The following is a 15,664-nucleotide window of genomic DNA, read 5'->3' on the forward strand; positions in this document are numbered from 1 at the left end:
TACAACCTGAAAATTTAGTAGTTCAGAATGCTAGTGATCGAAATGGCTGCGTGAACCAATTGCTGATTAGACAGGGAATGATACCAAGAAACAGAATGGGAAAGAAATAAGTCAGGGCAATTAAATGATCCCCTTTTCAAGAATAAAATCTTTGACGTTAGCAAAGCTGAGAAATAACTCATCTGCTATTTTAAGTTTAAGATGCGCCCTCACATTATTCTGAATAGCATAGCAAGTGATGCCAGCCGCTACCGCAGATTTAACACCATTAATGGTATCCTCAAAAACAAGGCACTCCTCTTTGGCAAAGCCCAGTTTTTCTACGCAGACATTGTAACTTTCAGGGTCTGGTTTACTTTTGCTTACATCAGTTCTGGTTACAAATAAGGTAAAGTATTTTGCTAAGCCATTTCGCTTAAATACAGCTTCAACATCCGCCCTCGGACTAGCAGTTACCACCGCTAGAGTAAGTCCTTTTTCATAAAAAAAACGAACAAAATCTAAAGCAAACGGCATTAATTCAATATCTTTATGTTCGAAGCCATAAAGCGTTAATTGTTCTCGTTGATTAATAAAAGTACTTAAATCTGCGTCAATTTTATATTTATCGATAATGGTTTTGGCATTTTTTGGTAGAGGGATACCAGCATAGTTGGCTATCCAATCTTTAAATTCCAGCCGCACACCATACTCTTGAAGAAACTCATTCCAGCAGTCGAAATGAAACTTTTCAGAATCAATTAATGTTCCATCCAGATCAAACAATAATGCCCTTATTTTACTCATTTTATTTTTATTAACTGTTTCCCTTCAGGCTGACTAAACCGATGGTTAGACTTCACTGATTTCTTCTGTCCCCCTACTTCTTGCAATAAATACTCCTGACTTTCAGGTTATGGTATCACCTCGAACAGAAAAAATTGTTGGATCTGCGTTTTACCAAAATTATTGTCTACACAAAAAATCAGGCTATTATGCCCGTTTGGTAATTTAGGCCCAAAGGTAACGCCTTCAATGTTATCAACATGAATATTTAAACGATCAAAATCAAAAAGCAATTTCTTTTTTAACGGCTTTGGTGGGTTTTTAATAAACGAAGGATTATCAATTACATTTTCGGCACCATTTAAATCAACCAGATAAATCTTCACAAAGGAATGATCGTCGCGGCCTTTTGCCCAGGCCCTTTCCATTACCAAAAGTGTGTGGTGATTAACGGCTAATATTTCAGAAATACCGTTTAAATTCCAGTCACTTTCTATAGTCGGTTTAATTGGCAGCGCATCAAGATTATAAGCATATTGTGCGGTATTCTTTTTCTGATTGACATCAAATTTCAAAATCCGGGTAAGCGCCTTGCCGAATTGAAACGCTGAGGGCTCCCCATCCTGATAAAGCGGTTCTTCTAAACTGGCATATAAAGTTTTGTACTGATCTGCATAAGTTAATCCTTCAAAAAAAGCATTTTTCCGCACGCCATATTCCTGCTTCGTAATATGAAAACCTTTTGGTAGTGGCACTGTATCGATATATTTTCCCGCTAACGATATAAAAGTTAATGCCGGCTGAACGATGGTGGTATCCATAGGGCGATACAAACGTTCCCCCTCATTACTCCAAACCAACGTCTTTCTCGATGGATCATAACGAACCGATTCACCATCTGCTTTTAAATTCTTGCCGTACTGATATTTTGGATAGGGTGATCCACCTTCCTGCGAAATAAAGATTACATCATTCAGGTAAATGCTATCTATTTTATTGTCTTTGACCGCAATTTTAGCCGTGTAAATTCTCGCTGTACTGAACTGCGATGGATCATCACTGATCAAATAATACTGATCGTTTTTCACATCATAATCTATCCCAGATAACCCGCCGACAAACGTATTTTGGAAGGTGGTGTTTAATGGCATAATGTATTCGCTCAAAAATTTAATTGACGATATGTTGGCTTCCTTCGATTGAACCGCAACATTTTTAGTTGCAGCGCACGAAGAAAACAAGACAATTAGCGAAAAATATAAAAGAATAACTTTGGAAGATACTTTTTTCAAACCGGATGTTTTATGGTATAAAAGTATAGAAATTATAAGGAGTATGACAACTAATATTAATGGCGATAATAGAAACCTTTAGACAGGGTTAAAGAGGGTATTATACGCCATTTTTTTTTGGGGAAAGTTGCCTTTAAGCGAATAGGGGCTTTAGCCACTGCGCTGGCTTGCCTCGGCTGGCCGCCGAAGGGCTCTTACTTTTTTGCTTGATCAAAAAAGTAACAAAAAAATCAAGGCTGGGAAATGATGTCGGATTAGCGCGTCGAAATTTAAATGGCGGTAGCGCAAGGGCTCAATTTGCTTTGTAATAAAAATTTATTTTAGGAGCCATTCGCGCTACCTTGGGTTTGGGGTATTTGAATGTAGGTGCGAAAATTTCAACGGCTTCTCTTTCCATCATTTCCTAGGCCGGATAGCAGGGTGGCGATAGCAGAGTTCAAATGGAGCATGTTATGAACGGTGGGTTAAAACGCTCGTCCTCCTGAACTTGATTCAGGACCTATATACTTAACATTTCGCTATTCATTTCTTAATTCACCTGTCATTCAGCGCGCAGCGAAGAATCTCTGCGTTTTTAACTACCATCTCAATTCAATAACGAACCCTTTCTAAATCGCTGGTTCGAAAAGTCCTTTTTCTCGCCCTTTCCCCTCCCGGGGAAGATGCCGAAAGGTTGATAGGGGCTTTAGCCACTGCGCTGGCTTGCCTCGGCTGGCCGCCGAAGGGCTCTTACTTTTTTGCTTGATCAAAAAAGTAACAAAAAAAATCAAGGCTGGGAAATGATGTCGGATTGGCTCGTCGAAATTTAAATGGCGGTAGCGCAAGGGCTCGATTTGCTTTGTAATAAAAATTTATTTTAGGAGCCGTTCGCGCTACCTTGGGTTTGGGGTATTTGAATGTAGGTGCGAAAATTTCAACGGCTTCTCTTTCCATCATTTCCTAGGCCAGAGCAGAATGGCTATAGCGGAGTTCAAATGGAGCATGTTATGAACGGTGGGTTAAAGCGCTCGTCTTCCTGAACTTGATTCAGGACCTATATACTTAAAAAACATTTCGCCATTCATTTCTTAATTCACCTGTCATTCAGCGCGCAGCGAAGAATCTCTGCGTTTTGAACTACCACCTCTATTCAACACCGAACCCTTTCTAAATCGCTGGTTCGAAAAATTCTTTTTCTCGCCCTTTCCCCTCCCGGGGAAAGGTGCCGAAAGGCGGATAGGGGCTATTTTTCAAAAATATTCTAAAACAACTTACCAATTACACGGTAAGAAATATTCGTTCCATCTACTATTTCCTCATAGTAAATATCATCTGGAGATACGAAATACTTTTCATTTTTAATGGTTACTTCTCTGCAACCCTCTGGTAATTCGGTTACAATTTCGCCAATATTCTGTGTAGCAACCGATCCGTCTGCTGTGTTTAAAACACCATCCTTTCCAGCCACCAGATAAACAGTTTCACCATTTTTATTTTGCCCTTGAGTATAATAAATACCTTTGTACTCGTAATAATCTACACCATTAATGGTAACCAGATTTGCCTCTTCCGGAATACTCGGCACCTCTGCACCAACCGGCGGAACAACTACCTCATATTGATTATTGTTTTGTTGGTAAAACAAACCTCCAGAATAATAAAATTGATTTGCACCATAATAAAAAGGATAATAGCCAAAAGGCAAAACCCCTATTCTAATCCCAATAAATGGCCTATAGAAATTGTAATAGCTATAATATGGACGATAATATGGTCGCCCAAAGCCCGAACGGTAGCCGAAACCAGATCTATAATAGTTACCACCGCGATAGCCAACCCGGTTGTGATTATACCCAAAACGCTCAGACCTGATTACAGATCGGCCAATACTTTGCGAATATCCACCACGATTTGGCGATTGAAAAACCCTATTATTTGATGGTCCACGCATAGGTGATGAACGATAAGCTGAACTACCCCTTGAAGAAACTGAACCCGATCTGCCACCGCCACCAGAAAAGCCACCTCCTCTGCCGGGTCTTTGAGCGGAAACAATTTCTACATTTAAAGTGGCCATTATTAATGCTGTTGCAGCAAGAATTACCATTCCTTTATTGAATAACCTTCTCATTTTGTGTGTTTTATTTAATCCTATGACGATAAAAACGTTTAAAAGATTGTCTTTCAAATTGATTTAACTAAATTTTGATAAAATAATGACGAATCCATCATTAATCACTAACAAACCTTTTACCATAAGTTTATCCAAATAATTACCTAATCACCTATATTTAAATTTTATTCCAAAATATTAAATAAATGAACTTTTCTAGATTTTTCAGCCTGTTATTTTGTCTGTTTATCGCTAATCAAGCACTGGCTCAGGAAACTGATTCGGCATATGTGAGGCAAAACTACACCAAAATAGAACGCCAGATTCCGATGCGGGATGGAGTTAAACTTTTCACTTCCATCTATATTCCAAAAAACCAAAACAGTAAATATCCATTTTTACTTACCCGAACGCCTTATACCGTAGCACCTTACGGAGAAGATAAGTATAAATTAAGCTTAGGAAGCTTCCCTGCCATGATGCATGAAGGCTTTATTTTCGTTTACCAGGATGTTCGCGGAAAATGGATGAGTGAAGGAACTTTTGAAGATATCCGCCCACAAACAACCAAAAAAGGCAAAAAAGATATAGATGAAAGTACCGACACCTATGATACCATTGATTGGCTGATAAAAAATGTAAAGGGCAATAATGGAAATGTAGGCATCTCTGGTATTTCCTATCCAGGTTTTTATTCTACGGCTTCGTTACCAAATTCGCACCCTGCGCTGAAGGCCGTTTCCCCACAGGCCCCGGTTACAGATTGGTTTATGGGTGATGATTTTCACCACCACGGCGTATTGTTTTTAATGGATGCTTTCTCTTTTATGGGCAGTTTTGGCGTTCCCCGTCCGAAACCCATCACACCAGATCAGGGGCCAAAGGGATTTAAATTTCCGATCGAAGATAACTACCGTTTTTACCTGGAAGCAGGCTCAGTAAAAAACTTAAAGGATAAATATTTTGCAGATAGCATTAAATTCTGGAATGATTTGTTTAAGCATCCTAATCTGGATACTTTCTGGAAAGCCAGATTAATTACCCCACACTTAAAAAATGTTAAACCTGCAGTAATGGTGGTTGGCGGCTTCTTCGATGCGGAAGATGCCTACGGAACATTTGATACTTATAAAGCGATTGAAAAACAAAATCCGGGAGCCAACAATATCTTAGTCGCAGGACCATGGTTTCATGGCGGTTGGGTGCGCAGTGATGGTTCATCCTTTGGCGATATTAATTTCGAAAAAAAGACCAGCATCGATTACCAGCAGCAATATGAGTTGCCATTCTTTAAACACTATTTAAAAGGTGAAGGCGATTTCAATGCCGCTGAAGCCAATATTTTTGTAACGGGCTCAAACGAATGGAAAAAATTCCAGAGCTGGCCACCAAAAGATGTGGAAACCAAAAATCTTTATTTACAGCCTAATGGAAAGCTTAGCTTCGAAAAAGTTGGCAGAACTGATAGCTGGGATGAATATGTGAGCGATCCTAATAACCCTGTTCCTTATCAGGATGGAATCCAGGCAAAACGGACAAGAGAATATATGATCGACGATCAGCGTTTTGCATCCCGCCGACCAGATGTTAAAGTTTATGAAACAGATGTTTTAACAGCAGATATAACCCTAACCGGCCCTGTACTAGCCAATTTGGTGGTTTCTACCACAGGTACTGATGCAGATTATGTAGTTAAATTAATTGATGTTTATCCGGAAGATGCACCAAACCCAACGCCAAATCCTAAAAACCTGATCATGGGCGGGTATGAAATGTTAGTACGCGGTGAAATTATGCGTGGAAAATATCGCAATAGCTTTGAAAAACCAGAACCCTTTACGCCTGGCGCCATTACCAAAGTAAATTATCCCCTTCCTGATGTGGCACATACTTTCAAAAAAGGACATAAAATGATGATTCAAATTCAGAATTCGTGGTTCCCACTAGCTGACCGCAATCCACAGAAATTTATGGATATCTATCAGGCAGAACCTGCAGATTTTCAAAAAGCAACGAACAAGATTTATCATGATGTGAATAACAGTTCATATATTACTGTTTCAGTTTTAAAGTAAATAAAATGTTTATAAAGAGGTCGTTATTGTGGCACAAAGTAACCCCAATTCGATCGTCATAAATAATATAATGTGAGATTGCTTCGTGCAATAAACAAACTTATACAAAAATGAAAAAACTACTTATTCTTTGTGCCTTTGCCTTGTGTTTAACCCAGGCAAATGCTCAGATGTTGGGAAAAAACCAGATAAATGCTCGTGCCGATAGCTTGAGGGGTACCCTTACCCCTTTGCGCACCTGCTATGACATTAACTATTACCATTTAGATGTTAAAATAGATCTTGAACAAAAATTTGTAGCCGGAAGCAATGAGTTTGCCTTCACTGCTACGCAGGATTTCACAAAACTACAGTTTGATCTTTTCGATAATTTAAAAATAGAAAAGGTTGTTTATCAAGGCAAAAACCTTTCATTCAAACGAGAATATAACGCTGTTTTCATAACCTTCCCAAAAACCATAAAAAAAGGAAGTAAAGATAAATTCACTGTTTATTATTCAGGGAATCCGGTAGTGGCGAAGAATGCACCATGGGATGGAGGTTTTATATTTAAGAAAGATTCAGCGGGAAATCCTTTCGTTTCGGTAGCCTGCCAGGGGCTTGGCGCCAGTGTATGGTGGCCAAACAAAGATCATCAAAGTGATGAAGTAGACAGTATGCTCATCAGCATCAGCGTACCGGAAACTTTACAGGAAATTTCCAACGGAAGGTTGAGAAATACCGTGAGTAAGCCCGATGGTTACAAACAATACAACTGGTTCGTGAGCAATCCGATTAACAATTACGATGTTACCTTTTACATTGGAAAATATTCGCATTGGCAAGACAGTTATGCAGGAGAAAATGGAAATTTAAGCATCGATTATTGGGCCTTACAAGTGGATAGCGCCAAAGCCCGCCCCCATTGGGATGCTGACGTTAAACCCATGCTAAAATGCTTTGAATATTGGTTTGGGCCTTATCCATGGTACAAAGATGGTTATAAATTAGTTCAGGCACCACACCTGGGTATGGAGCATCAAAGTGCTGTAGCCTATGGCAATAAGTTTATGAAAGGTTACCTGGGTAGGGATTTAAGCGGGACTGGTCATGGACTGAAATGGGATTTCATCACCATCCACGAAAGCGGACATGAATGGTTTGGCAATAACATTACTTCGAAAGATATTGCCGATATGTGGATCCATGAAGGATTTACCAACTATTCTGAAACCTTATTTACAGAATGTACCGATAGTAAAAAATCAGGAAGTGAATACGTGATCGGAATCAGACAGGGAATAGAGAATGATATCCCAGTAATTGGTCCCTATGGTGTAAACAAAGAAGGTAGCGGAGATATGTATCCAAAAGGTGCAAATATGATTCATACAATTCGCCAGTTAATTAATAATGATGAGAAATTCAGGCAAATCCTCCGGGGCTTAAATAAAACCTTCTACCATAAAACAGTAATCACTGCCGAAATAGAAAATTACATTGCCCAACAAAGCGGACTTAAGCTTGATAAGATTTTTGATCAATACCTTCGTCATGCAAATATTCCGGCTTTAGCCTATAAAATTAATAATGGTGTGCTATCTTACCGTTGGATTACTGATGTAAAAAACTTTGATATGCCGGTACGCGTGACTTTAAAAGCCGATGAATACACTTTAATTAAACCCACAAATGACTGGAAAACCATTAAAGTTGATCCCAGCATAAATGCAGATAATTTTAAAAATGACCCTCAGTTTTATATCAAATTAAAAAAAGAATAGTTACCTGATCAACATCTTCGAAAACCCATTTTAATATTATTAGAATGGGTTTTTCGTTAAATAAAGAAAATGTGATTGCCTGTGCAACTTTTTAGTTTTTTCATCGTCTTATAACAAATGCTCATTCTTTTTATTGGGTAAGATTAAACTAAAGAAAATTCACACTTATGAAAAATTTATTCGCCGTTTTATTCGCAACACTTACATTAACCACAAGCATTAATGTAATTGCAAAAGATCAGATAAATATTGTATCATCAAAACACAGTAATGATGATAGAGAGGTAAAAGACTTTAATGGCATTGCTGCCGCCGGGCCTATTAACGTGGTGGTAACATTGGGGAGTAAAGAAAGTTGCAGATTAGAAGGTGATGCTGAGGCTATTGCATCAATCATCACAGAAGTTAAAGGGAATATATTAATTATACGCCCGAAAAACAGCGTTACCAGTTGGTCTAAAAAATACGAAGGAAAACAAATTACAGCTTATGTTTCTGCTCAGGAGCTTGCAAGTTTAACGATGAGCGGATCTGGAAACATGGTAGTGAACGGTAAAATCAGCACTGGTGATTTAACTACAACTTTAAGCGGTTCTGGAAGTATTAAGGCAAATGCCGATGTAGATAATTATAGTGGCGTAATTAGTGGCTCCGGATCATTAAATATCAGTGGAAGCACCGACAAAGCCAAAATCGTAATTAGCAGTTCAGGTGCTTTCGAAGGAAAAAGCTTTTCTTCGAATACTTTATCAACCACCATCAGCGGATCTGGAACAGTAAATATTAAAGCAGATCGCTCCATAAAAGCATTAATCAGTGGTTCGGGAAATGTAAATTATTCAGGAAATGCTACTGTTGATAAAACCATCATTGGCTCCGGTAGCGTAAGAAAGATCTAACCAAAAATACATAAAGAACAAAAACGCTTGTAAGAAATTACAGGCGTTTTTTGGTTTCATTTCATTTTAAATCTCAATTAAAAACCTTTATTTCTATTTTGCTAAAAAAACAATTACAAATCGCCATTTATCCTTTATGCTAATAGAAACATTAAAAGCACTTTTCGAAAGAGACCTTGATAAACTTATACACGAAATTGAATTATATCAAAACGAATCTAATATCTGGATCACCGATAAGGAGATTTCCAATTCTGGAGGAAATTTATGTTTACACCTTATGGGTAATATCAACACTTACATTGGTGCAACCATTGGAGGTACGAACTATGTTAGAAATCGAGAATTAGAATTTAGTCTTAAAAATATACCCAGGAAAGATTTATTGGCTTCGATAAAAGAAACTAAACAAGTGGTTAATCTGTCATTAGATAAAATAACAGCAGCCCAACTTAATGCTGAATACCCATTACTGGTACTGGAGAAGAAAACATCGATGATGTTCTTTCTGGTTCACTTAACTACACATTTAAGCTACCACCTCGGGCAAATAAACTACCATAGAAGGTTGTTAGATTTCTGATTAATTCTAAAATAATAAATTAATCAGAAAACCCAATCAATTACCTTTCCCAAATGGTTTTATAAAAATAAAAAAATGGATTAGAATTGAACACCAAGCAACCACATATTCTCCAGGTAATTAATCTTCTGGCTGGCTTTATCGTATTCGTCCCACCCTGTGGTATGAATCTGCTTTAAATTGGTGGCGCCAACTTTCGTTGTATTTTGAAGATATACATGCTTCCAAATGTAAAACTTCAATCCAACTTTGGCAGACACACCATAACCAGAAATATTCCAGTGGTTATTTCTACCTAATCCAAATAAACGTACATCAGAACGGGGAACTATTAGTCCGCCGCCCAAACCTGTTTCCAGCGTTAAAGAGGTATTTCCACCAGGTGCTACCCATATATCATCATAACGTTCTACTTCAATATTGGCATAATTAAATCCGTCAGTATGCTCAAAAGTTAACATACTTTCTTTAACATTAATGCTTTGTCCGTTATAATCTCCCGCTAAAGCGCCTGTTGGTACGTTTTCGGGGGTAATGTTAGCACCAATGTGCCCCGTAATGGCAACCGTTTGTGGAATATCCATCACATATTTCATGTGATCCCAGCCGATAGAAATGCTGTAATTATCTTTAATGAAATAACCAACCCGAATATTGTATTGTGGAACAGTAATTAAACCTGGATTAAGGTAATCCCAGCTTAATTTAGATTGTCTGTCGTGGGCAACTACATCATGTAACTTGAAATCATAATTTGGCCCGGTAAACCTGATGTCACTCTTTCCATACCAGGAATTATTGTATCCCCAATGAAAATAAAAATCGCCTTTACGGGAAAAGTTTCTTTTGTGTTCAGGGTTAAAGATGCTTTTTGAACTAGGGGTGTTTGTATTTGCAGCGTTTTGACTCTCCTGTGCTTGCATCCGCTTCGCAAATAAGAGGGTTAAAGCTAATATTAAGTATTTCTTCACGCTGCAAATTGAGCGAAAACCGCCGTTATTTACAATAATTTTATTACGTCAAACCACCAGTTAACAAAAAAATGACTTTAAGACATTAAAAGATGATTAAAACCTGGTGTAAAGGGCAAGTTGAACAATATTATTATTGGTATGATTGCTCACATTTTTTATCGCCTGATTCATATAACCTACCTCAATATCTATTTTTCTAGAAAACCGATATCCCGCAGCCAAATAGATCCTGTTCTGATCAAAAACACTGTTATTTAATTTATCTTTATTCTGAAGATTTAAGAATACTTCATTTTGTAATGCCACGAAAGCGCCGTTAGTAAATGCCGCCTCAGTTTTCTTTAAAGGCTGAATGAGCCTAAAAAAGTAACGGAATCGCTGCGTAAATACATCTTCATTTGCTCTTCCAATAAAACGCTGCTCTACCCTAAACCTATGACTGGCGAAAATCGATTTCAATTTATGGTTATAAATGTATTGCTCAAAAATGCGGTGTTCATGCAGAAAAAAGTTTGGTGCATCTATCGGCTGATTCTGTGTAGCTTGCCATAAATAACCCAAGGCAACATTACTTTTTCCGTTGATAAAATACTGTAGCGCCGGGCGAACTAAAGTATTTCTAACATGGCCCCAATCGTCAGCAGAACGTACTTGCAAGTCAAACTGCAGGCCCCACTTCTCATTAAATTTTGTGTTATTTAAAAACATGAACCAGCCCGAATTCTGGCGTTGTGTTTGAGCAGAAAGCTTTCCTAAAAAAATGGAAAACAATAAAAAAGTTAAGAAAATTTTTCTCATAATTATCAAATGTGTGTTTATATCTACATAACGATTAAACTATACAAATTGTGTAAAGCTAAGCAGTTTACATTAAATTAATTTTAGTAAAAATTTTAATTGCATTTAAGAATGATGATGATGCTTTATTTGAATTTCATTTAACGTTACGCAATTAAAAATTTATCTTCGTTGAAGATTTGGACCTGGGAAGTACAGTAATTCCCGAAATTTGTCCATAGGCTAAGCATTACAAAACGTAAAATAAGAACAAAATGATTATTGAACCGAGAATGAGAGGCTTTATTTGTTTAACTGCACATCCAGAGGGGTGCGCACAAAACGTAAAGAATCAAATTGAATATGTAAAATCTAAAGGCGCAATTAATGGCCCTAAAAAAGTATTGGTAATTGGTGCATCTACAGGTTTTGGACTGGCATCACGCATTACCGCAGCTTTTGGTTCTGATGCATCAACCATTGGTGTGTTCTTCGAAAAAGCTCCTTCTGCGGGCAAAACAGCTTCTCCAGGCTGGTACAATACTGCAGCATTCGAAAGAGAAGCACACGCTGCTGGTTTATATGCAAAAAGTATCAACGGTGATGCATTCTCAAAAGAGATTAAACAAATCACCCTCGATTTAATCAAAGCTGATTTAGGTCAGGTTGATTTAGTGATTTATAGTTTAGCATCTCCGGTAAGAAAACACCCTGATACGGAAGTTTTACACCGCTCAACATTAAAGCCAATCGGTGTTACTTACACCAACAAAACAGTAGATTTTCATACCGGAAACGTAACAGATATTTCTATTGAACCAGCAACCGATGAAGATATTGCAAATACCGTTGCGGTAATGGGTGGCGAAGACTGGACCATGTGGATTGACGCTTTAAAAGCGGAAAACCTATTGGCTGAAGGTGCAACAACTGTAGCTTATTCTTATATAGGCCCTGCTTTAACAGAACCTGTTTACCGCAAAGGCACAATTGGAAGAGCTAAAGATGATTTAGAAGCTACTGCTTTTAAAATCAGTGATCAATTAAAAGACATCAATGGAAAAGCTTTCGTTTCTGTAAATAAAGCTTTGGTAACACAGGCCAGCTCAGCGATTCCGGTAATTCCATTATATATTTCATTATTGTACAAAATCATGAAAGAAGAAGGCATTCACGAAGGTACAATTGAGCAAATTCAGAGATTGTATGCAGAAAGATTGTATACAGGTAATGAAGTTCCTGTTGATGAAAAAGGAAGAATCAGAATCGATGATTGGGAAATGCGTGAAGATGTTCAGGCTAAAGTTGCAAAACTTTGGGAGGAGGCTACGACAGAAACCTTACCTGCAATTGGCGACTTACCAGGCTACCGTGCTGATTTCTTAAGCCTTTTTGGCTTTGAAGTTGATCAGGTAGATTATCAAAAGGAGACCAACGAAGTGGTTGAAATCGAAGGATTGGCAAACTAAACAACCTATTTATTGTTATCTCATCTCAACCCTATACAGTAGAATTGCTGTTAGACCAGATCAAATAACAATAAAATAGATATTAGCATAAACAAAATTAACGGCTGGTTTTATCACCAGCCGTTTTTTAATAAAAAGTTAAATGAGTTTCAACCTTCAACCTTCGTTTGCCAGTGATTTAATCAAAGTAGTTCCACTTCAGGAAAGCGATTTTGAAAGCCTCTATGCTGTAGCTTCCGACCCCTTGATTTGGGAACAACATCCAAATCCGGATCGTTACAGGAAAGAAGTATTCGATATTTTTTTTCAAGGTGCGATTGAGTCAGGAGGGGCCTTCATTATTTATGACCAGGTTACCGGCGAAGTGGTAGGAAGCTCCAGGTACTATGAATGGAATGAAAAAGATAATTCAATCGCAATTGGTTATACTTTTATCGCGAGGCAATTTTGGGGTAAAGGCTTTAACGGCGCAATGAAGAAACTAATGGTTGATTATGCTTTTCAGTTCGTAGACAAAGTAATTTTACACATTGGTGCAACCAATTTCCGTTCTCAGAAGGCAATAGAAAAACTTGGCGCCACAAAAATAGCCGAAGTTGAAGTTGCTTATTATGGCGAACCGGAAATATGGAATTTTGTTTATCAGATAGATAAAAACACCTGGAAAAACTGGTAAATTATCTTTTAAGTTAACAATGAATTTCAAAAACAAATATTGAATATTAAATGGTTATCGATTAACAGGTTCTCGGAATAAAATCGTATTTCTGATTTAGTATTCTTATATTTGTATAAATCTCGATTCCACTCACCTTTCTAAAAACAAAAACAATTATATATATATGGCTAAATCTCAGGCAACATACAGTAAAAAAGAGAACGAAAAAAAACGATTAAAAAAACAAAAAGACAAACAAGAGAAAAAAGAAGAGCGTCAATCTAATGCGAAAAAAGGTTTAGCGCTCGAAGAAATGTTTGCATACGTTGATGAGAATGGTAACATTTCGTCTACTCCACCAGATCCTAAAAAGAAGAAAGTATTCAACATTGAGGATGTACAGATTGGTATAACAAGACAAGAAGATATTATTGATGAAAACCCGGTTAAAAAAGGAACAGTAACTTTCTTTAACGAGAGTAAAGGTTACGGTTTCATTAAAAACACCGAAACTCAGGATAGTATTTTCGTACACGCAAATGGCTTAGTTACTCAAATTAAAGAGGGTGATAAAGTTACTTTCGAAGTAGAAATGGGTCAAAAAGGCCCAACCGCTGTTAAAGTATCAAAAGTTTAATCGCTTTTCAGCTCTCAATTGCTGTGTTCTAAAACAGCAATAACACAAAAAATCTGCAGAAAAGTTCTGCTGCGCCAGGTTTTATAAACATTTATATTTCCGTCTATTTAAGCATAAAACCTAGCGCATTTTTTCTTTTTTTAAAGCATTCTCATGCTGCTCAATTAATCTTTCCTAACGAAATTTATATTTCTGATTAGTAATTTTCAGAGCGATATTAAAAAATCTTTACATCAAGGTATCTATTATTGACCTGTCAGGATTAATGATTTCAATTACCTGTATATAAGCTTCGTGTGCTTTTTACCAGGTAGTATTACCTATCAATTTGTTGATGATTATTGCAAACGCGATAATAATTGCCGCTCGCTTTTTAAAAATAAATTAATCCCGGTGTGGAATTTGCTTTGAACTTACATCATTACAGCACACACAAAGAAAAACAGATTATGAAAAAATTAATTGCGATTGCACTCGTTGCATTTTTAGGCTTGTCTACAGCTATGGCTCAACAAACAGATTTACGTAGAAAAATTAGTGTTAGCGGTACTGCAGAAACTGAAGTTACTCCAGACATTATTTACATAGGTATCTCATTAAAAGAGTATTTAAATGGCAAGAAGAAAGTAGAGATTACAGAACTGGAGAAACAACTTTACGCTGCCATACAGCAAGCGGGAATTCCGAAAGAAAACTTAACCATCAGCAATTTAAGTAGCTGGAACGACCAAACATCAAAAAAGAAAAATCCTGATTTTTTAGCCAGTAAACAGTATAGGTTAAAAGTAAGCGATTTGAATAAATTCAATGCGATATTGGAAGACCTGGATGCTAAAGGTATTGCCAATACAAATATTGAAAGCTACGATTATTCGAAAATTGAAAGCCTGAAAAAAGAATTAAAAATTAAAGCATTATTGTCTGCAAAAGACAAAGCAACTTATATGGTGGAGGCATTAAATGGCAAATTAGGTAGCGTGCTTGAAATTCAGGATGGTGGCGACAATATTATACAGCCAGTTTACAGAAACTATATGATGAAATCTGCAATGGCTGAAATGTCAGCAGATACGGCACCAGAAATTGATTTTAAAAAAATTAAGTTAAATTTCACTGTCAACGTTATTTTCGAAATCAAATAGGCCATTTTAAGTTTTAATAACAGTATTTTTAAACCTACCAGAACATTTTGGTAGGTTTTTTGTTACGTAGAGATCGAACACTAAAAATTTTAAAAATTATGAAAAAATTCATTTACACTCTAGCGCTTATTTTCTCATTAGGTATTAGTTTCAATTCAGTGCAAGCTGCTGACAAACGCGCAAAAAATCCTACTGAATTAACTGCTGAGCAGACGCTCCAGTTAGAAAAAATTAAAACCCGTGTGGAAGAAATCAGAGACATGGATAAATCTAATTTAACCAGAACTGAGCGCAAGGCTTTACGTAGCGAATTAAGAGAATTAAAAGGTCAGGCACGTGCAGTTTCTGGTGGTGTTTATCTTTCAGTAGGTGCGATTATCATCATCATCTTATTGTTGATCCTGATTCTATAATCAAATACAAAAAACACATCTATCTATAAAACAAAAAGCTTTGCATCGCTGCAAAGCTTTTTTTATGTTGAATAATATCGTTAAATCTAGTTTAGCGTATAAAAGTCTGGTTGTAGTGTCCCGCT

At 37.0% G+C, this 15,664-nt stretch carries 14 protein-coding genes; 9 read left to right on the plus strand and 5 right to left on the minus strand.

Annotation, left to right across the window (positions count from 1 at the left end; translation table 11 throughout):
• Window positions 1–120: 120 nt before the first annotated feature.
• The 3 genes from ACN1CD_RS11325 to ACN1CD_RS11335 form a co-directional block, all read right to left on the minus strand.
• Window positions 121–786, minus strand: a complete 666-nt coding sequence (locus ACN1CD_RS11325; protein WP_419130504.1) for an HAD family hydrolase — start codon at window positions 784–786, stop codon at window positions 121–123.
• Window positions 787–893: 107 nt separating this feature from the next.
• Complete coding sequence (locus ACN1CD_RS11330) at window positions 894–1,931, minus strand: esterase-like activity of phytase family protein (protein WP_419130505.1); 1,038 nt, start codon at window positions 1,929–1,931, stop codon at window positions 894–896.
• Window positions 1,932–3,297: 1,366 nt separating this feature from the next.
• A complete protein-coding gene (locus tag ACN1CD_RS11335; RefSeq protein ID WP_419130506.1) occupies window positions 3,298–4,167 on the minus strand; it encodes a DUF6515 family protein in 870 nt (289 codons plus the stop codon).
• A 188-nt stretch (window positions 4,168–4,355) separates the two neighbouring features.
• Between ACN1CD_RS11335 and ACN1CD_RS11340 the strand changes: the two genes are divergently transcribed.
• From ACN1CD_RS11340 to ACN1CD_RS11355, 4 genes are all read left to right on the plus strand, one after another.
• The gene (locus tag ACN1CD_RS11340; protein ID WP_419130507.1) at window positions 4,356–6,224 is read left to right on the plus strand and encodes a CocE/NonD family hydrolase; all 1,869 of its coding nucleotides are present in this window, start codon (window positions 4,356–4,358) and stop codon (window positions 6,222–6,224) included.
• A gap of 110 nt (window positions 6,225–6,334) precedes the next feature.
• Window positions 6,335–7,987 (plus strand): M1 family metallopeptidase, encoded by a 1,653-nt coding sequence (locus ACN1CD_RS11345; RefSeq protein ID WP_419130508.1) that lies wholly within the window; start codon window positions 6,335–6,337, stop codon window positions 7,985–7,987.
• Between the two features lie 167 nt (window positions 7,988–8,154).
• Entirely contained in the window at window positions 8,155–8,886 is a 732-nt protein-coding gene (locus ACN1CD_RS11350) for a head GIN domain-containing protein (protein WP_419130509.1), read from the plus strand.
• A 136-nt stretch (window positions 8,887–9,022) separates the two neighbouring features.
• Window positions 9,023–9,469: a DUF1572 family protein gene (locus ACN1CD_RS11355; protein ID WP_419130510.1), complete on the plus strand. Its 447-nt coding sequence runs from the start codon at window positions 9,023–9,025 to the stop codon at window positions 9,467–9,469.
• An 80-nt stretch (window positions 9,470–9,549) separates the two neighbouring features.
• On the opposite strand, the gene ACN1CD_RS11360 is transcribed toward ACN1CD_RS11355, so the two are convergent.
• Window positions 9,550–10,392 (minus strand): hypothetical protein, encoded by an 843-nt coding sequence (locus tag ACN1CD_RS11360; protein ID WP_419130511.1) that lies wholly within the window; start codon window positions 10,390–10,392, stop codon window positions 9,550–9,552.
• Window positions 10,393–10,536: 144 nt separating this feature from the next.
• Window positions 10,537–11,241 carry a DUF2490 domain-containing protein gene (locus ACN1CD_RS11365; protein WP_419130512.1) on the minus strand — a complete coding sequence of 235 codons (705 nt, stop codon included), beginning with the start codon at window positions 11,239–11,241 and terminating at the stop codon, window positions 10,537–10,539.
• Between the two features lie 254 nt (window positions 11,242–11,495).
• On the opposite strand from ACN1CD_RS11365, the gene fabV reads away from it, so the two are divergent.
• The 5 genes from fabV (at window position 11,496) to ACN1CD_RS11390 (ending at window position 15,539) form a co-directional block, all read left to right on the plus strand.
• Window positions 11,496–12,689, plus strand: coding sequence for an enoyl-ACP reductase FabV (gene fabV / locus ACN1CD_RS11370; RefSeq protein ID WP_419130513.1), 1,194 nt, complete (start codon window positions 11,496–11,498; stop codon window positions 12,687–12,689).
• Between the two features lie 142 nt (window positions 12,690–12,831).
• Entirely contained in the window at window positions 12,832–13,365 is a 534-nt protein-coding gene (locus ACN1CD_RS11375; RefSeq protein WP_419130514.1) for a GNAT family N-acetyltransferase, read from the plus strand.
• 166 nt (window positions 13,366–13,531) lie between these two features.
• Window positions 13,532–13,984, plus strand: coding sequence for a cold shock domain-containing protein (locus ACN1CD_RS11380; RefSeq protein ID WP_320464430.1), 453 nt, complete (start codon window positions 13,532–13,534; stop codon window positions 13,982–13,984).
• 449 nt (window positions 13,985–14,433) lie between these two features.
• Complete coding sequence (locus tag ACN1CD_RS11385; RefSeq protein ID WP_419130515.1) at window positions 14,434–15,126, plus strand: SIMPL domain-containing protein; 693 nt, start codon at window positions 14,434–14,436, stop codon at window positions 15,124–15,126.
• Between the two features lie 98 nt (window positions 15,127–15,224).
• On the plus strand, window positions 15,225–15,539 hold the full coding sequence (locus tag ACN1CD_RS11390) for a hypothetical protein (protein WP_419130516.1): 315 nt from the start codon (window positions 15,225–15,227) through the stop codon (window positions 15,537–15,539).
• Window positions 15,540–15,664: the final 125 nt, after the last annotated feature.

It is taken from the genome of Pedobacter sp. N23S346, from assembly GCF_048515415.1.
Taxonomy (GTDB): Bacteria; Bacteroidota; Bacteroidia; order Sphingobacteriales; family Sphingobacteriaceae; genus Pedobacter.